The following is an 18036-nucleotide window of genomic DNA, read 5'->3' as shown; positions in this document are numbered from 1 at the left end:
ACGAGATCATTTATCAAGGCAATTCGTGTGTTTCACGGATCACGGTGACAATTTCGTCCATGATGTCCGTGAGTTCGTAGTCCTTCGGTGTGAAGACGCGCGCGATGCCGCGGTCGGTCAGCAGCTTCGCGTCGTCGGCCGGGATGATGCCGCCGACGATCACCGGGATGTCCCCGGCGCCCGCCGCCCGCAACCCGTCGACCACCTCCGGGACCACCTCCAGGTGCGAACCCGACAGCACCGAGAGCCCGACCACGTGCACGCCTTCCTGCACGGCGGCCGCGACGATCTGCTCCGGGGTCAGCCGGATGCCCTGGTAGACGACCTCGAACCCGGCGTCGCGCGCCCGGACGGCGACCTGCTCGGCGCCGTTGGAGTGCCCGTCGAGCCCCGGCTTCCCCACCAGGATGCGCAACCGCTCGCCGAGCTCCTCGCTCGTGGCCCGCACGCGCGCGCGAACCTGGGACAGCTCGGCGACCTCCCCGGCCATCGACGCGGCGGAAACCCCCGTCGGCGCCCGGTATTCGCCGAAGACCTCACGCAACGCCCCGGCCCACTCCCCCGTTGTGACGCCGGCCCGCGCACACGCGAGCGTCGCCTCGAACAGGTTCTCCGTGGTCTTCGCCGTCTCGCGCAACCTGTCGAGCGCGCTTTCCACCGCGGAGTCGTCGCGTTGCCGGCGCCATTCATCGAGTGCGGTGACGGCCTGCTTCTCCACGGCCGGGTCGACCGTCTCGATCGCCTTGGCGCCCTCGGCCTGCAGCGGGCTCGGCTCGCTGGTCTCGAACTTGTTGACCCCCACCATGATCCGCTCGCCGGACTCCACCCCGCGCCGGTACTCGGCGAGCGAGGAGACCAGCTGGGACTTCATGTAACCGCTTTCCACGGCGGCCACCGCACCACCGAGTTCCTGCACCCGGTCGATCTCCTCGCGGGCTCCCGCCATGATCTCGTCCACTTTGGACTCGATCACGTGCGAGCCGGCGAAGATGTCCTCGTACTCCAGCAGATCCGTCTCGAACGCGAGCACCTGCTGCATGCGCAGCGCCCACTGCTGGTCCCACGGGCGCGGCAGCCCCAGCGCCTCGTTCCACGCCGGCAGCTGGATCGCGCGGGCGCGTGCGTCGCGCGAGAGCGACACGGCGAGCATCTCCAGCACGATGCGCTGCACGTTGTTCTCCGGCTGTGCCTCGGTCAGCCCGAGCGAGTTCACCTGGACGCCGTAGCGCAGCCGGCGCGCCTTCGGGTCCTGGACGCCGTAGCGGTCGCGGGTCAGCTCGTCCCACAGCCGCGTGAACGCCCGCATCTTGCACAGCTCCTCGACGAACCGCACGCCGGCGTTGACGAAGAACGAGATCCGCGCGACGACCTTGCCCATGTCCGCTTCGTCGATCTGGCCGGAGTCGCGGATGGCGTCGAGGACGGCGATCGCCGTCGACAGCGCGTACGCGACCTCCTGGGTCGGCGTGGCACCGGCCTCCTGCAGGTGGTAGCTGCAGATGTTGATCGGGTTCCACTTCGGCACGTGGTGCACCGTCCACGCGATCACGTCGGTGATCAGCCGGAGGCTCGGGGCCGGCGGGAAGATGTAGGTCCCGCGGGAGAGGTACTCCTTGATGATGTCGTTCTGCGTGGTGCCCGCGAGCTTCGCCAGCACCTCGTCGCTTCCCGCCTGCTCCTCGGCGACGGTGACGTAGAGCGCGAGCAGCCACATCGCCGGCGCGTTGATGGTCATCGAGGTGTTGGCCTCGGCGAGCGGGATGCCGTCGAAGAGCTTGCGCATGTCGCCGATGTGCGCCACCGGCACGCCCACCTTGCCGACCTCGCCCTTGGCCAGCGGGTGGTCGGCGTCGTACCCGGTCTGCGTCGGCAGGTCGAAGGCGACCGAGAGGCCGGTCTGGCCCTTGGCGAGGTTGCGGCGGTACAGCTCGTTCGACGCCGTCGCCGAGGAATGCCCCGCGTAGGTCCGCATCACCCAGGGGCGGTCGCGCTCGCGGTCCGTGGGGTAGGGCACGGTGCACCTCCGATGGTGGACGTTTGACCCAGCGTACTTGCCGGTAACTACCGTTGCACCGTGGAACAGGCCACTTTTAGCGGCCGGGACAAATCACTTCGCCGCCGGTACCGGGCCGGGCTAACGTGGGCGTTCGTGACGTGGAGTTCCTATGGCACCTACCTGATCTTCGTCGTGCTCGTGGTGCTCGCGCCGGGGCCGGACACGATGGTCACGCTGAAGAACGCGCTCGCCGGTGGCACCAGGGGCGGGCTGCTGGCGATCTTCGGGATCGCGGTCGGCAACTTCCTGCAGGGCACCGCGGTGGCGCTCGGGCTGGGCACGCTGATCGTGCGCTCGCAGCCGTTGTTCTCCACGCTGCGCTGGGCCGGTGTGGCGTACCTGTGCTACCTGGGCTTCCAGGCACTGCGCGGTGCCTGGCGGGGGAACTACGGAATGCTCGACGCGCTGCGCTCGGGCGCCAGCGGTTTCCGGCGGTGGCGCGAGGGATTCCTGTCCAACATCACGAACCCCAAGGTGCTGGCGCTGTATCTGTCGGTGCTGCCGCAGTTCCTGGAGCCCGGCCGCACCACCGCGTGGGACGCGCTGCTCCTGGCTTACACGGTCGCGGTGCTCGGCGCGGTGTGGCTGCTGGTGCTGATGGCGCTGGTGCACCGGGTGCGCTTGTGGCTGGAGCGCCGCCGCGTGCGCCGCTCCCTGGACGCCATCACCGGCACGGCGCTCATCGGCTTCGGCATCGCGTTGGCCGCGGAAGGCTAGCCGCGCGAAGCGCGGCGGGGTTCACCTCGACGACGAGGGCACAATGCTCCGGCCGGAGCACCGCGTCGGCGTCGAGCGAAGCGTCGTAGACCACGGCGTCCGGTAGCACGCCCACCATGCGCCGGGCGCGGGCCGCCTTGGCGCCGCGGTCGCGGTCAGGCGCGTTCCGGCTCTCCCGCGACGCGCTCGATCCTCGCGCCCAGGCGGTTGAAGTTCTCCACGAAGTGCGGATAGCCGCGGTCGATGTGGAAGACGTCCCAGACCTCGGTCACGCCGTCGGCGCACAGGCCCGCCAGCACGAGGCCCGCGCCGGCACGGATGTCGGACGCCCAGACCGGCGCGCTCGACAGCGACTTCACCCCGCGCACCACCGCGTGGTGCCCATCGGTGCGCGCATCGGCGCCCAGGCGCTGCATCTCCTCGATGAACCGGAACCGCGCCTCGTACACGTTCTCCGTGATCATCGACGTCCCCTCGGAGATCGCCGACAGCGCGACCGCGAACGGCTGCAGGTCGGTCGCGAAACCGGGGTAGGGCAGGGTCACGAAGTCGACCGACTTGGGCCGGTCGGCCTGCACGACCCGGAAACCCTTGTCGTCGTAGGGAGTCACCTCGGCGCCCGCCGTGCGCAGCTTGTCCAGCACAAGGTCCAGGTGATGCGGGTTCACCCCGTGCACGGTGATGTCGCCCCGGGTCATCGTCGCCGCGAACGCCCACGTCGCGCCCACGATCCGGTCGCCCATGACGCGGTGCTCGGTCGGGTGCAGCGACTCGACGCCGTGCACCGTGAGCGTGGACGTGCCCGCGCCCTCGATCTTGGCGCCCATCTCGATCAGCATCGTGCAGATGTCGGCGATCTCCGGCTCGCGCGCGGCGTTGTCGATGACCGTCGTGCCCTCGGCCAGCGCCGCCGCCATCAGGATGTTCTCGGTCGCGCCGACGCTCGGGAAGTCCAGCCAGATCTGCGCGCCCTCCAGCGCGTCGGCCTTCGCCACCACACAGCCGTGCTCGATCGTGCTCGTCGCACCCAGTGCGCGCAGCCCGTTCTGGTGCATGTCCAGCGGGCGCGAACCGATCGCGTCGCCGCCGGGCAGTGCCACGACGGCCCGCCTGAGCCGGCCCACCAGCGGCCCGAGCACGCACACCGACGCCCGCAGTTTGCCCATCGCGGGCGAGTCGGCGCGGTGCGACAGCTCCGAAGGCGTGGTGATCCTGGCCGTGTCGCCGTCCAGCTCGACCTCGCAGCCGACGCTGCGCAGCACGTCCGCCATCAGCGGGACGTCGAGGATCTGCGGGCAGTTGGTGATGGTCGTGGTGCCCTCGGCGAGCAGCGCCGCCGCCATCAGCTTCAGGACGCTGTTCTTCGCGCCCACGACCTCGACTTCGCCCTCCAGACGGGCCCCGCCATGCACATCGAAGTGCTCGCTCATGGCCGTCATCATGCCTCCCGCCGGTGCCACCCGATCGGTGGGGCGGGCGATAACAGGCCGCAACACGATTCAGGCCAAAGTGTGAAACACTACGCGCTCTCAGAGCGATAAACGCCCATCGCTTAACCCGCCTGGGGGAGGATTGCAGGACATGGTGTCTCGCCCCGCCGCACCCGATCTACCCACAGTGCACCGCACCGAGGTGGACGGCGTGCCGGTGTTCTGGCACACCCAACCCGGTCGGTTGAACGCGAGCCTGATCTTCGGCGTGGGCATCGCGCACGAGACCTTCCTGGAAACGGGCATCACGCATCTGGTCGAGCACCTGGCGATGCGGCCGCTGCGCACGAGCCGCTACGAGAACAACGCGACGACCGAGATGCTGCACACGAGCTTCGACGTCACCAGCACCCCGGAGACCGTCACCGACCACCTGCGCCGGATCTGCGAGTCCCTCGGCGCCCTCGACACCGGCCCGCTCGAACTCGAACGCGGCGTCCTCGTCGCCGAGGAGCGCGGCAGCGAAGGCCCCGGCGTGACGGCCTGGCTGCCGGCCTCGATCTGGTTCGGCAACCAGGCTTACGGGCTCGCGGGCAACATCCAGGTCGCCACCGTCCGGGCGAGCGACGACGAGGTGCGCGCGTGGTGCGCCCGGTGGTTCCACCGCGGCAACGCCGCGCTCGTGCTGTCCGGGCCGCCGCCGGAAGGTCTGCGCCTCCCGCTGCCGGAGGGACCGCGCGGCCGCCCGCCCTCGGCCGAGCCGTTCGCGTTGCCGACGCCCGCGCGCACGACCGTGCCCAACGGCGTCATCGGCTGCGCGCTCGTCGAGTGGACCGCGGAAATGGCCTGCGCGGCAGGCACCCTGATGTCCCGGCTGACGGACCGGCTGCGGCATCTGGAGGGGCTGGTCTACGACATCGGCTTCGACCACCAGATGGTCGACGAGCGGCGTGCCGTACTCGGCTTCGGCACCGACGTGCCCGACAAGCACGCCCGGCGCGTCCTCGAAGCGATCCGCGAGGAGCTGGCCGCCCTCGGTGCGGCCGGTCCGACCGACGAGGAGCTCGCCGCCGACCGCAACAGCCTCGTCGAGCAACTCGGCGAGCGCGAGTTCGCGGAGTACCGCGCGTTCGACGAAGCGATGAGCGAGCTGACCGGCTGGGCGACGGCCGCGGCGCACCAGAAGCAGGTGCTCGCCGGGGTCGAGGCGGGCGCGGTAGCCGCGGCCGCGCGCGAGCTGGCCGGCGAGCTCGTCCTGTGCGCCCCGCAGGGCCGGCTGCCCGCGGACCTGCCGGAGCTGCCCGGCAGCCCGCTCGCCCCCGTACCGGGCCGGGAGCTCAAACGCGCCCTGGTCGGTTCGACGGCGCCGCGCGGCTTCCGGCTCGTGGTCGGCGAGGAAGGGCTCACGTCGTACTTCGGCTCGAGCCCGGTACCCGTCGCCGTCGTGCGGTTCGACGACATCGCCGGGGCCGGCGTGGAACACACGGACGGTCAGCTGCCGATCCTGCACCTGTTCGGCCTGCACGGCGGCATGATCACCGTGCGGCCGGGCGACTGGCGCGGAGGCCGGAACCTCGTGCGCGAGTTGCGGGCCCGCGTCGGCGACGACGTGTGTTTCGACGCGCCGGACGCCATGCGCCTGTTCGAAGTGTCGTGAAGAGCCACGCGAAGCGTGCCCGTCGCGACGGTGGCGGCGGAAGCGGCAGGCCGTAGGGTCGGGGCATGCCCGTACGGATCAACCGCGTATACACCAAGGTCGGCGACACCGGCACCACCGCACTCGGCGACGGCTCACGCGTGCCGAAGACCGACGCGCGCCTCGGCGCCTACGCCGACGTGGACGAGGCGAACTCGGTCATCGGGCTCGCGCTGGCGATGAGCGGCCTGAGCGACGAGATCGCGGACGTGCTGCGCCGGGTGCAGAACGACCTGTTCGACGTCGGCGCGGACCTGTGCGCGCCGGTGGTCGAAAACCCGCCGTATCCCCCACTGCGCATCACCGAGGCGTACATCACGCGGCTCGAGGGCTGGTGCGACACGTTCAACGAGCGCCTGCCGAAGCTGACGTCGTTCATCCTGCCCGGTGGGACCCCTGGCGCGGCGTTCCTGCACCAGGCCCGCACCGTCGCGCGACGGGCCGAGCGCAGCGGCTGGGCCCTCGTCGAGGCCGACGCCGAGCGGACGAACACCCTGGCGGTGAAGTACCTCAACCGCCTGTCCGACCTGCTGTTCATCCTCGCTCGCCTGGCGAACCCGGACGGCGACGTGCTGTGGGAGCCGGGCGGTCGGCCGACGCGGGATAGCTGAGGATCGACCGCCACACCTGCGCGGTGAGCTGGTCGTTCCGGCTCGCGAGCCTGGTCAGCCCGAAGGCCATCAGCACGCCCAGCAGGCCGAGCGCGAGCGCGTAGGCCATCAGCGCCACGCCCAGCGTCCACAGCACGAGCCGCACCGATCCGAACCACATGAACGCGGGAACGGCCGCGAGCGCGACGACGATGAACGCCGCCGAGCCCGCCTGGTCCAGCCGCAGCACCACCCGAAGGAACCGGTCGCCGCGCCCGCCCTGTGTCGCCATGGTGATCCCTCCTCTGGCAGGTGATCCACCAATGACGCTAGGCGTCCCCCGCCTGCGAGGCGATTACCTGGGAGGTAAGGAAAATCGGCCGGTCAGCTCGCGCGCGGCAGGCGGCGACCGGGTGGCGCGGACTCCAGCCACGACAGGAAACCGGTCAGCGCGCCGGGGCCCATCGCGATCTCGATCGGTTCGTGCGCCTGCGACTCGCAACGCAGGACGGTCGCGTCCGCGGGGACCGCATACGCCTCGGTGCCCGCCGGGTCCCGGCGGTCGGCGATCATCAGGGTTTCCCGCTGGAAGATGCGGTCCGGACCATTGCGCAGGCTCCACACGCGATACCAGGCGAAGACCTCGCCCTCGTACCGGCCGATCCCCAGATGCCAGCCGGCACGGACGTTGTCGGGGTTCCAGCGCAGGGCGACGCTCACGCCGCCGTTACGGCGCATCCGGATCCAGCGCAGGCTGTACCACACCGCGATGACGACGAGGCCGAGCAGGAGAACGAGGACAACCACGGCGATCTCCACGGCTGGCTCCCGCTCCTCGCCCTGTCAGACCAGTTGGCCTGGTGTGGCGTGGAGCGACGTGACGGGGTGGAGGAAACACCAAGCCACGTCGGCCTCCTTCGCGTTCGGCAACTTCTCTGCAGTGTAGATGAGTGCTTGCGGTCAGGCGTCGTGCCCGGCCGCCCGCAGGCGCGCCCGGCCCCGCAAGCGGGTCTCCTCGTCCTCGGAGCCGAGCTCCAGCCGCGCCTGCTCGACATCGATCTCGTCGCGCAGCTCGGCGGACTCGGCGAGGATGCTCACACCCTCCTCGGTGACCGAGAGGAAGCCGCCGTCGACCGCGGCGAAGATCTCGCCGGAATCGGTCGAGTCGATGCGCACCATCTCGCCCTGCGTCAGCTCCGCCAGCAGCGGCAGGTGATGCGGCAGGATGCCGATCTCGCCCACGGTCGTCCGGGCGAAGACGAACGTCGCCTGGCCCGACCACACTTCCCGCTCCACGGCCACCAGCCGGACGGACATCTCAGCAGCCACGTGTCAGCTCCTTGTCTGCGAGCACACCCCGACAGCGGGCGTCCGGGGGGCCGTGAAGACCCCGCCGGACGCCCGTCGTGTCAGCGGTTGAGCTCGTCGGCCTTCTTCTCGACGTCGTCCAGGCCACCGACGAGGTGGAACGCCTGCTCCGGCAGGTGGTCGTACTCGCCCTTGGTGATCCGGTCGAACGCCTCGATCGTGTCCTTGAGCGGCACGTTCGAACCGGGCTGCCCGGTGAACTGCTCCGCCGCCATCATGTTCTGCGACAGGAACCGCTCGATCCGGCGCGCCCGGCCGACCAGCTGCTTGTCCTCTTCGGACAGCTCGTCGATACCGAGGATCGCGATGATGTCCTGCAGGTCCTGGTAGCGCTGCAGGATCCGGATGACCTCCTGCGCGACCCGGTAGTGCTCCTCGCCCACGATCTGCGGGTCGAGGATCGTCGAGCTGGAGGCCAGCGGGTCCACCGCCGGGAAGATGCCCTTGGAGAACACCGTCCGGGAAAGCTCGGTGGTGGCGTCGAGGTGGGCGAACGTGGTGGCCGGGGCCGGGTCGGTGTAGTCGTCCGCCGGCACGTAGATCGCCTGCATCGAGGTGATCGAACGGCCACGGGTCGAGGTGATCCGCTCCTGCAGCTCACCCATCTCGTCGGCCAGCGTCGGCTGGTAACCCACCGCGGACGGCATCCGGCCCAGCAGGGTCGACACCTCCGAGCCCGCCTGGGTGAACCGGAAGATGTTGTCGATGAACAGCAGCACGTCCTGGTTGCGCACGTCGCGGAAGTACTCCGCCATCGTCAGCGCGGACAGGGCCACCCGCATACGGGTGCCCGGCGGCTCGTCCATCTGGCCGTAGACCAGCGCGGTGTTCTTGATGACGTCGGCGTCGCGCAGCTCGAGGATGAGGTCGGTGCCCTCACGGGTACGCTCCCCCACCCCGGCGAACACCGAGGTACCACCGAAGTTGCGGGCGATCCGGTTGATCATCTCCTGGATGAGCACCGTCTTGCCCACGCCGGCGCCGCCGAACAGGCCGATCTTGCCACCACGCACGTACGGGGTGAGCAGGTCGACGACCTTCAGGCCGGTCTCCAGCATCTCGGTGCGGCCCTCGAGCTGGTCGAACGGCGGCGCCTGCCGGTGGATGCTCCAGTGCTCCAGGTCGGTGCCGAAACCCGGCTCGTCCAGGCACTCGCCCAGCGTGTTGAAGACGTGGCCCTTGACCTCGTCGCCGACCGGCACCGAGATGGACTTGCCGGTGTCGACGACCTCGACCCCGCGCACGAGGCCGTCGGTGGGCTGCATCGAGATCGTGCGCACCAGGTTGTCACCCAGGTGCTGGGCCACCTCGAGGGTCAGCGTCTTGGCGAGGTCGGAGAAGGTGATCTCGGCCTTCAGCGCGTTGAACAGGGCCGGTACCGACTCGCGGGGGAACTCGACGTCGACGACGGGGCCGGTCACGCGGACCACGCGGCCCGCCGCGTTGCCCGTGCCCGGGCTCTGTCGCGAAGCTGTGGGTGCACTCATGTCAGTTGTCACTTCCTGCGGCGGCGAGCGCGTCGACGCCGCCGACGATCTCGCTGATCTCCTGGGTGATCTGGGCTTGGCGGGCCCGGTTGGCCTCGAGGGTGAGGTCCCGGATGAGGTCGTTGGCGTTGTCGGTCGCGGCCTTCATCGCCCGCCGGCGGGCGGCCGACTCCGACGCCGCCGACTCCAGCAGCGCCGCGAAGATCCGGGTGCCGATGTACTTGGGCACCAGCGACCGGAACAGCTCGTCCGCGTCGGGCTCGAACTCGTACAGCGTCTTGACCGCGTCCTCGGCCCCGTACTCGACCTCCAGCGGGGCCAGGCGCCGGGCCACCGCGGTCTGGCTGAGCATGTTCTTGAACTCGGTGTAGACGATGTGCAGCTCGTCCACTCCGGTCAGCCGGTCCGTCTCCTCCTCGCCCTCGGGGAGGTAGGCGTTACGAGCCTCCTCGTCCTCGGCCGAGCCGGCTCGGAACGCCCGGACCAACGGGCCCGCGGCGTCCGCCGCGTTCGTGTACGACGGCTGTTCGGAGAACCCGGTCCAGGACGCCTCGACCTCGCGCTGGCGGAACCGGTAGTAGTTCAGAGCCTTGCGCCCGATGACGTAGAGGTGCGGCTCCTTGCCCTGCTCACGCAGCAGGGCCTGCAGCTCCTCGGCGCGGCGCAGGACGTTGGCGTTGTACCCGCCGGCGAGACCGCGGTCGGAGGTCACCACCAGCACACCGGCCCGCACCGGGGACTCCCGCGGGACGAGCAGCGGGTGGTCGTAGCCCGCGGCATCGGCCAGCGCGTGAAGCACGTTGGTGATCTCCTCGGCGTACGGCCGCGCCGCCTCCACCCGGGCCTGGGCCCGGGTGATGCGGGACGTGGCGATGAGCTCCTGCGCCTTGGTGATCTTCCGCATCGACTGGGTCGAGCGGATCCGGCGACGGAGTACCCGTATCTGTGCTGGCATCCTCGGCTATCCGATCACTTCTTGGCCGGAGCCGGACGGCTGACCTTGACCGACTCGCGCTGCTCTTCGGACTCGTCCATCGCCTCGGCGGGCGCTTCGTTCACCACGGACTCGCCACCGGCGGTGGTGAAGCTCTTCTTGAACTCGTTCACCGCGTCGACCAGGCGCTGCTCGGTCTCCTCCGAGAACTTCTGGGTGTCGCGGATGTCGGCGAGGATGCCCTCGTGGTTGTGGCGCACGTAGTCGAGGAACTCCGCCTCGAACCGGCTGACGTCCTCCACCGGCACCGAGTCGAGGTGCCCCTTGGTGCCCAGGTAGATCGACACGACCTGCTCCTCGACCGGGAACGGCGTGTACTGCGGCTGCTTGAGCAGCTCCACCAGCCGGCTGCCTCGTGCCAGCTGCGCCTTCGAGGCCGCGTCGAGGTCGGAGGCGAAGGCCGCGAACGCCTCGAGCTCGCGGTATTGCGACAGGTCCAGCCGGAGCGAGCCGGCAACGGCCTTCATCGCCTTGATCTGCGCGTCACCACCGACTCGGGACACCGAGATACCGACGTTGATGGCCGGCCGCACACCCTGGTTGAACAGGTCGGTCTCCAGGAAGCACTGGCCGTCGGTGATCGAGATGACGTTGGTGGGGATGTAGGCCGACACGTCGTTGGCCTTGGTCTCGATGATCGGCAGACCCGTCATCGAACCACCGCCGAGCTCCTCCGACAGCTTCGCGCACCGCTCCAGCAGCCGCGAGTGCAAGTAGAAGACGTCGCCGGGGTAGGCCTCGCGGCCCGGCGGGCGGCGCAGCAGCAGCGAGATCGCGCGGTAGGCCTCGGCCTGCTTGGACAGGTCGTCGAACACGATCAGCACGTGCTTGCCCTGGTACATCCAGTGCTGGCCCAGTGCCGAGCCGGTGTAGGGCGCGATGTACTTGAAGCCCGCGGAGTCCGAGGCAGGCGCCGCGACGATGGTGGTGTACTCGAGCGCACCCGCGTCCTCGAGCGCCTGGCGGACCGAGGCGATCGTGGAGCCCTTCTGGCCGATCGCGACGTAGATGCAGCGGACCTGCTTGGCCGGGTCGCCCGAGTCCCAGTTCGCCTTCTGGTTGAGGATCGTGTCCACGCAGACCGCGGTCTTGCCGGTCTTGCGGTCACCGATGATCAGCTGGCGCTGGCCGCGGCCGATCGGGGTCTGCGAGTCGATGGCCTTGATGCCGGTCTGCAGCGGCTCGGACACCGGCTGGCGCTGCATCACCGACGGCGCCTGCAGCTCCAGGACCCGGTTCTCCTCGGCGTCGATGTCACCGAGACCGTCGATCGGGGTGCCGAGCGGGTCGACGACACGGCCGAGGAAGTTGTCGCCCACCGGGACCGACAGCACCCGACCCGTGCGCTTGACCTCCTGGCCCTCCTCGATGCCTTCGTAGTTACCGAGGATGACGACGCCGATTTCGCGCTCGTCGAGGTTCTGGGCGACGCCGAGCACGCCGCCGGGGAACTCCAGCAGTTCCTGGGTCATCGCCGAAGGCAAGCCCTCGACGATCGCGATGCCGTCGTAGGTCTCGACGACGGTCCCGACCTCCTCGCGCGAGGTCTCGGTCGAGAAGGTCGAGACGTAGTTCTCGATCGCGCTCCGGATCTCATCCGAGGAGATCGTCAGCTCCGCCATGGTCTTGTCGTCCCTGCTCTAGTGGGTTTCAAACTTTTGCTTACAGGCCCTCGTCACGAGGGCAGGCCCCGGGTCGCGGACTCCAGCCGGCTCGCGATGCTGCCGTCGATGACCTCGTCGCCGACCCGCACCACCAGGCCCCCGAGGACCTCGGGGTCCACGTCGACCTGCACCGACATCGTCCGGTTGTAGATCTGGGACAGCACCCGGGTCAGCCGCTCCTCCTGCTCCGCGCTCAGCGGGGCCGCGGCCGTCACCAGTGCCACCGTCCGCTGCCGCCGTTGCGCCGCCAGCTCCGCGAGCTGTCCGACCACGACGTCGAGACTGCGTCCGCGGGGCGTGCGCACGGCCTGCTCGAGCAGCTCCATGGTGTCCTGGCCGACCTTGCCGTCGAGGACGCTGTGCAGCAGGCCGAGCCTGCGCTCGGCCGGGACCGTGGAGTCCGACAGCAGGGCTCGCAGGTTGTTCTCCGAGTCGAGCACCCGCCCGAACCGGAACAACTCGTCCTCGGTCTCGTCGAGCGTGCCCTCCCGCTCGGCGGCCGTGAGCACGGCCTGCCTCGCCAGCAGCTCCACGGCGTCGACCAGGTCGCCCGAGGTGGACCAGCGCTGGGTCGCGACGGCACGCAGCACCTCGACCGTCGTCGCCCCGACCTTGCCCTCGAAGAGCCCGGCCGCGAGGTTGGCGCGGGCCGACTCGTCGACGGCGGGGTCGGCCAGGTGGCGCAGCAGCACCCGCTGCCCCACCAGCACTCCGACGACGGCGGAGAGCTCGTTGCCGAGCTCTCGCGCCTGGGCGGTGCTCGCATCCGACGTCAGCTCTTCCAGCCGGCCACGCACCGTGGCCAGCGACTCCCGGCTGCTCGCCTGCATCATGACGCTCCCTCGCCGGCGGTCGCGACCGCCGGCTCACCTGCTCGTGCCGACGTCTGCTCGAGCTCGTCGAGGAAACCGTCCACAGTGGCCGCTCGGTTGGCGTCGTCGGCGAGGTGCTCACGGACGAGCCGCTCGGCGAGCGCGCTCGACAGCCGGCCGATCTCGATCCGCAGCTCCCGCATGACCTGCTGGTGCTGCTGGGCCAGATGCTCCTCGCCGCGCTGCTTGATCCGCTCGACCTCCTGCTCGGCGCGAAGCCTCATCTCCTCCCCGATGCGGTGCGCGTCGGCGCGGGCCGCGTCGCGGATCACCGCCGCCTCCTTGCGTGCCTCGGCGACCGCCTCGGCATACGTGCGCTCCGCCTCGGCCAGCCGCTCGTCAGCGCGCTTGGCCTCCTCGATCTGCCGGCGGATCGTCTCCTGCTTCTCGCGCATGATCCTGCGCAGCGGCGGGACGATCTTCCACCAGATGAGCCCGACGATGAGCAAGAAGGCGACCAGCGTGCCGACATACCTTCCGGCGTCCATCATTCTCCCTTTCCGGCTGCCTTCTCGACCCGGCCGGAACCGAGCTCGGCCAGGAAGGCCTCGACCGTGCCCTGGTTCACGGACGCGGTACCGAGGTCACGGCCGACGACCCGGGACGCGAGCGTCGTCGAGAGCTCCGGGATCGCGGTCCGCAGCTCGGCGAGGACGCGCTCGCGCTGCTTGGCGAGCTCGTCCTCCCCGCGCCGCAGCACGTCCGAGATCTCCGACTGCGCCTGGTTCCGGTACTCGTCCAGGATCCGCTGACCCTCGACCCTTGCCTCGTCCCGGATCCGGTTCGACTCCGCACGCGCCTCGGCGAGCTCCTCCGCGTACTTCGCCTTCGCGGCCTCGAACTTCTCCGCGGCCTGCTGGCTCTCGTCGTGCTGGCGCTGCAGCAGTTCCTGCCGCTCGCGCATCGCCTTCTGCACGGGAGGAAGCACGAGCTTCCACACCACGGCGAGCACGATCGCGAAGATGATCAGCTCGACGACGAAGGTGCCGTTGGGGAGCAGGAAGTTGTTCCCCTCGGCGAGAACCTCCCGAGACATGATCAGCCCTTGCCCAGCGAGAAGACGAACAGCGCCATGAAGGCCAGGTTGATGAAGTACGCCGCCTCGACCAGACCGACGGTGATGAAGAACGGGGTGAACAGGCGCCCCTGCGCCTCGGGCTGACGCGCGATGCCGGCGATGAACTGGCTACCTGCCAGACCGTCACCGATACCGGCGCCGATCGCACCGCCACCGAGGATCAGGCCGCCACCGACCATGGCCCCGGCCATCGTGATCGCGGTGTTGATGTCTGCCATGACTCTCCCTAACCGATTTTCTGGAAACGCTTGGTGAACTTTGGCTGAACGGCTTCGCTAGGCAAAAGGGGTCTCAGTGCTCGTCATGCCTCTCCATGGTCTGGCTGAAGTACAGGATCGTGAGCAGCGCGAAGATGAACGCCTGGATGAATCCGACGAAGAGGTCGAAGGATTTCCAGATCGCGTTCGGCGCCCACAGGATGTAGGCGGGGAACATCGCGATCAGCGAGACCAGGATGGTGCCCGCGAAGACGTTGCCGAAAAGCCGGAGCGAGAGCGAGACCGGCTTGGCGATCTCTTCGATGATGTTGATCGGGGCCAGGAAGGCGACATGGCCCTTGACCAACTGCTTGGCGTGGCCGCCGATGCCGCGGCGCCGGGCACCTGCGACGTGGGTCCACACGAACACCAGCAGCGCGAGCGCGTAGGTGAAGTTGGTGTCGGACGCGGGCGGCGGGATGAAGTCGGTGCCGGCCTGCGCCGGCAGGACCGACAGCCAGTTCGCGATCAGGACGAAGACGAACAGCGTGACCGCCAGCGGGACGACGAACGGTGCGACGCGCAGCCCGATGCTGCTCTCCACCTGTCCGCGGACCCACGAGGTCACGCTCTCCCAGGCCAGCTGGATTCCGCTGGGCACCCCGGAGGTGACCTTGGCACGCAGCACCAGCGCCAGCACCACGACGATCAGTGCGGCGATCACCGTGGCCAGGATGGTGTCGATGTTGAAGGTCCAGCCGAACAGTTCCGCTGTCGAGTGGTGGCCGACCTCGACCTCGGCGGCAAGAACAACTTGGGACATTACTGGCGAAGCTCCTTCACTACCGTTCCAGCCGTGCTGGCGGTGATGATGAACTGGAACACGGCGAGCCCGACGAAGACGCCGAGGCCGTCGGGCCGGACGATGAAGGCCATGCCGACCGCGATCACGGTGATGATCGCAAGCCTGCCGAGCGCGGAGAAAGCCAGGGCCCGCTTGCTCGGATTCTCGGTGATCGTCGCACGCGATACCGAGCGCTGCACGAGCCGGGTGTTGAGCAGTCCGAGCAAGAGACCCGCGCAGCCGAACACGCCCATCAGGATGTGTCCGAGCAGGCCGGTGGCGACGAGGCCGAGCGCCCCCATCGCGCCGGCCATGATGAGCGGGCGGCGTAGGTTGAGCATCTTCCCCGCGGGAATAGCGGAGACGGCGTCTGTCGCTGACACGGCTGAATCCTCGATTTCGCTTCTCAGAAGAACTTCCGGAACTGGGAGTAGGCGTAGCCGCAGGCTGTCACGATGCCGACCGCCAGCCCGGTGAACACGAATGCCGGCGAGGAGTGGACCCGGCCGTCGACGTACCAGCCGAGGACCGTGAAGCCGACGACCATGACCACGACCGTGGAGCCGACCCCGATGAGCTGGGCCGGACTGGGCTGCTTGCCGGGCACGGCCGTGCTACCGAAGGCCTGTACGGGCGCGGGAACCGGTCATGCGTACCTCCTTGTTCACCGTCGAGGCACGACGAGGACGGCCGCGACATGGCCGGCAGGCGGGACGCCGACGCTGACACCGGGGCCGGAGGGGGAACGGGTACCGTTCCCTCGGCGACTACCAGCGCGCCCAACTCGGGCTCCTTCCGGTTCTCCCGGTGGCGTTCATCCCGCCGGGCGAATCGTCATGATCTGGACTTAACGTACCTGACACGTTTCGGGCAACTGCAGGAGGGCGTTCCTTCCCGGCCGGTACGCGGGGACGGTCTGGAAACTCTGGCAGTTGCCCGGCGGCGATCCGAACCGGGAGCGCGGGTACGGCGATTTCGCTCGATCGCCACGCTGCAGGTCGGGGACTCGCTCCGGAAGAACGACCAAAGCCGCCTCCATGTCGTGGACAATACCAGTCAGTCGGCGCATCCCGTACAGGCGTACTCCTAAGCGAGCGGGCCGGGCGGCCTGCGCAGTCTCGGGACCACGGAAACGAGTGCGGCCAGCACCAGTCCGAGGCCCACGATCCAGAGCACGGCGGTGGTGTCGAACAGGGTGAGCGAAACGGCGCCGAAACCGAGCAGCCCGGCCCACAGGTAAATGAGCAGCACGGCCCGCCGCTGCGAGTGCCCGATCTCCAGCAGCCGGTGGTGCATGTGCATCTTGTCCGCCGCGAACGGGCTCTCCCCGCGCCGGGTGCGCCGGATGACGGCCATCAGCAGGTCCAGCACCGGCAGGAACAGCACGGCGACCACGACCAGCAGCGGCGAGAGCAGCGCGAGCGCGTCCGAGCCGCCGAACCGGGTGTAGTTGATCTTGCCGGAGGCCGAGGTGGTGGCGCCGGCGAGCATCAGGCCGATCATCATCGAGCCGGAGTCGCCCATGAAGATCTTCGCGGGCTGGAAGTTGTGCGGGAGGAAGCCCAGACACGCGCCGGCCAGGGTCGCGGCGATCAGCGCGGGCGGGTAGGTGCCCACGTCGCCGCCGGCGGAGTTGAGCAGGCCGAGCGAGAACGCGCAGGTGGCGGCCGCGGCGATGAACCCGAGGCCGGCGGCGAGCCCGTCCAGGCCGTCGACGAAGTTCATCGCGTTCACCAGCAGCACGACCAGCACGACCATGAGCAGGCTGCCCTGGTTGCTGTCGAGGGTGACCACCGAGCCCAGCGCGTCGCCGTTGCCGCCCCACGGTACCCAGAACACGTTCCACTGCACGCCGAAGATGACCAGGATGCCCGCGCACAGCACCTGCCCGGCGAGCTTGGTCCAGGCGTCGATCTCGAACCGGTCGTCGACCGCCCCGATCAGCACGATCACGCCGCCGCCGATGAGCACCCCGACCGGGTCGAGCGAGTACTCGAAGGCGCGGCGCAGCACGGGCAGCTGGTGGGCCATCGCCATGCCGCCGGCGACGCCGAGGTACATGGCGAGCCCGCCCATCCGCGGGATCGGGATGACGTGCACGTCGCGGGCGCGCGGGTTGGCGATGGCCCCGGCCCGGATCGCGAACCGGCGCACGAGGCCGGTGAGCAGGAAGGTCAGGGTGGCCGAGATGAGCCCGACGAGGATGTACTCCCGGATCGGCAGCCCGGCTGTGGCGATAGGAGTCATCAGGACGGGGCGGTCACCGGCACGCCGAGCACCTCGGACACGGCCGCCGCGCTCACGGCGCCCTCGCGCAGCAGGAGGGGCTCGCTGCCGGTGAGGTCCACGATGGTCGACGGCACGGGATCGCCGCTCGGCCCGCCGTCGAGGTACACCGAGACCGAGTCGCCGAGCTGGTCCTGCGCCTCCTGCGCGGTGGACGCCGGCGGCTGCCCCGAGACGTTCGCGCTCGAGACGGCCATCGGGCCGACCTCGCGCAGCAGCTCCAGCGCGACCGGGTGCAGTGGCATCCGCAGCATCACGGTGCCGCGCGTGCTGCCGAGGTCCCACTGCAGGCTCGGCGCGTGCGGGAGGACCAGCGAAAGGTCGCCGGGCCAGAACGCCTCGACCAAAGCTCTTGCCTGGGGCGGCATTCCGAGCACCAGACCGTCTACTGTGGACCATGAACCGACCAGCACGCCGACCGGCATGTCCGGTCCGCGGTGCTTCGCGCGCAACAGCGATCGCACCGCCCCGGCGTCGAACGCGTCCGCGCCGATGCCGTACACCGTGTCGGTCGGCAGCACGACCAGACGGCTCGAACGCACCGCGCTCGCCGCCGCCGCCAACCCTTCCGCCCGCGACTCCGGCCGGCTGCAGTCGTACACCGCACTCATGGCGTGCAGACTATTCGGCGGCGCGTAGCGTCTCCGTTGAGGGTGGTGGTGGAGCAACGACCGGCCCTGTTCCCGGGGGCGTGTCGAGGCTCGGTAGCGGGTGGTGGTGCTGCCCGGATGCGGCTGGAAGCGGACATCGGGTCGCC

At 69.6% G+C, this 18036-nt stretch carries 20 protein-coding genes; 3 read left to right on the top strand and 17 right to left on the bottom strand.

The features are described from left to right. Positions 1-13: 13 nt before the first annotated feature. Positions 14-2014 (bottom strand): protein meaA, encoded by a 2001-nt coding sequence (locus LWP59_RS06670; RefSeq protein WP_144640209.1) that lies wholly within the window; start codon positions 2012-2014, stop codon positions 14-16. Positions 2015-2149: 135 nt separating this feature from the next. Between LWP59_RS06670 and LWP59_RS06665 the strand changes: the two genes are divergently transcribed. Further along, positions 2150-2773: a LysE family translocator gene (locus LWP59_RS06665; RefSeq protein ID WP_144640212.1), complete on the top strand. Its 624-nt coding sequence runs from the start codon at positions 2150-2152 to the stop codon at positions 2771-2773. A 155-nt stretch (positions 2774-2928) separates the two neighbouring features. Here the strand turns inward: LWP59_RS06665 and murA are convergent, their stop codons facing one another. Further along, positions 2929-4203, bottom strand: a complete 1275-nt coding sequence (gene murA, locus LWP59_RS06660) for a UDP-N-acetylglucosamine 1-carboxyvinyltransferase (RefSeq protein WP_144640215.1) — start codon at positions 4201-4203, stop codon at positions 2929-2931. 151 nt (positions 4204-4354) lie between these two features. Between murA and LWP59_RS06655 the strand changes: the two genes are divergently transcribed. Next, positions 4355-5860, top strand: a complete 1506-nt coding sequence (locus tag LWP59_RS06655) for a M16 family metallopeptidase (RefSeq protein WP_144640218.1) — start codon at positions 4355-4357, stop codon at positions 5858-5860. A gap of 65 nt (positions 5861-5925) precedes the next feature. Further along, a complete protein-coding gene (locus LWP59_RS06650) occupies positions 5926-6510 on the top strand; it encodes a cob(I)yrinic acid a,c-diamide adenosyltransferase (RefSeq protein WP_144640221.1) in 585 nt (194 codons plus the stop codon). Here LWP59_RS06650 and LWP59_RS06645 read toward each other — a convergent pair. The 15 genes from LWP59_RS06645 to LWP59_RS06575 form a co-directional block, all read right to left on the bottom strand. Further along, positions 6434-6781 (bottom strand): hypothetical protein, encoded by a 348-nt coding sequence (locus tag LWP59_RS06645; RefSeq protein WP_144640224.1) that lies wholly within the window; start codon positions 6779-6781, stop codon positions 6434-6436. The two genes, LWP59_RS06650 and LWP59_RS06645, sit on opposite strands and share 77 nt — an antisense overlap. 92 nt (positions 6782-6873) lie before the next feature. Further along, entirely contained in the window at positions 6874-7308 is a 435-nt protein-coding gene (locus LWP59_RS06640) for a DUF2550 domain-containing protein (RefSeq protein ID WP_144640227.1), read from the bottom strand. A gap of 141 nt (positions 7309-7449) precedes the next feature. Beyond that, positions 7450-7806 (bottom strand): F0F1 ATP synthase subunit epsilon, encoded by a 357-nt coding sequence (locus tag LWP59_RS06635; protein ID WP_144640299.1) that lies wholly within the window; start codon positions 7804-7806, stop codon positions 7450-7452. A 92-nt stretch (positions 7807-7898) separates the two neighbouring features. Beyond that, positions 7899-9344, bottom strand: a complete 1446-nt coding sequence (atpD, locus tag LWP59_RS06630) for a F0F1 ATP synthase subunit beta (RefSeq protein WP_144640231.1) — start codon at positions 9342-9344, stop codon at positions 7899-7901. Position 9345: 1 nt separating this feature from the next. Further along, positions 9346-10299, bottom strand: a complete 954-nt coding sequence (locus LWP59_RS06625; RefSeq protein WP_144640234.1) for a F0F1 ATP synthase subunit gamma — start codon at positions 10297-10299, stop codon at positions 9346-9348. Positions 10300-10313: 14 nt separating this feature from the next. Next, positions 10314-11960, bottom strand: a complete 1647-nt coding sequence (gene atpA / locus LWP59_RS06620) for a F0F1 ATP synthase subunit alpha (RefSeq protein ID WP_144640236.1) — start codon at positions 11958-11960, stop codon at positions 10314-10316. 53 nt (positions 11961-12013) lie between these two features. Next, on the bottom strand, positions 12014-12835 hold the full coding sequence (locus LWP59_RS06615) for a F0F1 ATP synthase subunit delta (protein ID WP_144640240.1): 822 nt from the start codon (positions 12833-12835) through the stop codon (positions 12014-12016). Then, positions 12832-13362: a F0F1 ATP synthase subunit B gene (gene atpF, locus LWP59_RS06610; protein WP_186383303.1), complete on the bottom strand. Its 531-nt coding sequence runs from the start codon at positions 13360-13362 to the stop codon at positions 12832-12834. Before atpF ends, LWP59_RS06615 begins: the two co-directional genes overlap by 4 nt. Then, entirely contained in the window at positions 13362-13910 is a 549-nt protein-coding gene (locus tag LWP59_RS06605; RefSeq protein WP_144640245.1) for a F0F1 ATP synthase subunit B, read from the bottom strand. Before LWP59_RS06605 ends, atpF begins: the two co-directional genes overlap by 1 nt. A gap of 2 nt (positions 13911-13912) precedes the next feature. Further along, positions 13913-14170: a F0F1 ATP synthase subunit C gene (locus tag LWP59_RS06600; RefSeq protein ID WP_144640247.1), complete on the bottom strand. Its 258-nt coding sequence runs from the start codon at positions 14168-14170 to the stop codon at positions 13913-13915. Between the two features lie 73 nt (positions 14171-14243). Beyond that, the gene (atpB, locus tag LWP59_RS06595) at positions 14244-14972 is read right to left on the bottom strand and encodes a F0F1 ATP synthase subunit A (RefSeq protein ID WP_144640249.1); all 729 of its coding nucleotides are present in this window, start codon (positions 14970-14972) and stop codon (positions 14244-14246) included. Next, entirely contained in the window at positions 14972-15334 is a 363-nt protein-coding gene (locus LWP59_RS06590; protein ID WP_144640251.1) for an ATP synthase subunit I, read from the bottom strand. Before LWP59_RS06590 ends, atpB begins: the two co-directional genes overlap by 1 nt. A gap of 65 nt (positions 15335-15399) precedes the next feature. Continuing rightward, entirely contained in the window at positions 15400-15600 is a 201-nt protein-coding gene (locus LWP59_RS06585) for an AtpZ/AtpI family protein (RefSeq protein ID WP_144640253.1), read from the bottom strand. Between the two features lie 479 nt (positions 15601-16079). Then, positions 16080-17240, bottom strand: a complete 1161-nt coding sequence (locus LWP59_RS06580; protein ID WP_144640256.1) for a glycosyltransferase family 4 protein — start codon at positions 17238-17240, stop codon at positions 16080-16082. Further along, positions 17240-17890, bottom strand: coding sequence for an L-threonylcarbamoyladenylate synthase (locus LWP59_RS06575; RefSeq protein WP_144640259.1), 651 nt, complete (start codon positions 17888-17890; stop codon positions 17240-17242). The genes LWP59_RS06580 and LWP59_RS06575 overlap by 1 nt, the downstream gene beginning before the upstream one ends. Positions 17891-18036 lie beyond the last annotated feature (146 nt).

Source organism: Amycolatopsis acidiphila (assembly GCF_021391495.1).
Taxonomy (GTDB): Bacteria; Actinomycetota; Actinomycetes; order Mycobacteriales; family Pseudonocardiaceae; genus Amycolatopsis_E; species Amycolatopsis_E acidiphila.
This window is presented reverse-complemented; position numbering and strand designations above follow the sequence as displayed.

Bases quoted from the DNA above. Each gene is read 5' to 3' on its own strand.
- atpD (WP_144640231.1), bottom strand. From the start codon at position 9,344: ATGAGTGCACCCACAGCTTCGCGACAGAGCCCGGGCACGGGCAACGCG.
- LWP59_RS06650 (WP_144640221.1), top strand. From the start codon at position 5,926: ATGCCCGTACGGATCAACCGCGTATACACCAAGGTCGGCGACACCGGC.
- LWP59_RS06605 (WP_144640245.1), bottom strand. From the start codon at position 13,910: ATGTCTCGGGAGGTTCTCGCCGAGGGGAACAACTTCCTGCTCCCCAAC.
- LWP59_RS06580 (WP_144640256.1), bottom strand. From the start codon at position 17,240: ATGACTCCTATCGCCACAGCCGGGCTGCCGATCCGGGAGTACATCCTC.
- atpB (WP_144640249.1), bottom strand. From the start codon at position 14,972: ATGTCCCAAGTTGTTCTTGCCGCCGAGGTCGAGGTCGGCCACCACTCG.
- LWP59_RS06645 (WP_144640224.1), bottom strand. From the start codon at position 6,781: ATGGCGACACAGGGCGGGCGCGGCGACCGGTTCCTTCGGGTGGTGCTG.
- LWP59_RS06625 (WP_144640234.1), bottom strand. From the start codon at position 10,299: ATGCCAGCACAGATACGGGTACTCCGTCGCCGGATCCGCTCGACCCAG.
- LWP59_RS06590 (WP_144640251.1), bottom strand. From the start codon at position 15,334: ATGCTCAACCTACGCCGCCCGCTCATCATGGCCGGCGCGATGGGGGCG.
- LWP59_RS06575 (WP_144640259.1), bottom strand. From the start codon at position 17,890: ATGAGTGCGGTGTACGACTGCAGCCGGCCGGAGTCGCGGGCGGAAGGG.
- LWP59_RS06655 (WP_144640218.1), top strand. From the start codon at position 4,355: ATGGTGTCTCGCCCCGCCGCACCCGATCTACCCACAGTGCACCGCACC.
- atpF (WP_186383303.1), bottom strand. From the start codon at position 13,362: ATGGACGCCGGAAGGTATGTCGGCACGCTGGTCGCCTTCTTGCTCATC.
- atpA (WP_144640236.1), bottom strand. From the start codon at position 11,960: ATGGCGGAGCTGACGATCTCCTCGGATGAGATCCGGAGCGCGATCGAG.
- LWP59_RS06615 (WP_144640240.1), bottom strand. From the start codon at position 12,835: ATGATGCAGGCGAGCAGCCGGGAGTCGCTGGCCACGGTGCGTGGCCGG.
- LWP59_RS06600 (WP_144640247.1), bottom strand. From the start codon at position 14,170: ATGGCAGACATCAACACCGCGATCACGATGGCCGGGGCCATGGTCGGT.
- LWP59_RS06635 (WP_144640299.1), bottom strand. From the start codon at position 7,806: ATGTCCGTCCGGCTGGTGGCCGTGGAGCGGGAAGTGTGGTCGGGCCAG.
- murA (WP_144640215.1), bottom strand. From the start codon at position 4,203: ATGAGCGAGCACTTCGATGTGCATGGCGGGGCCCGTCTGGAGGGCGAA.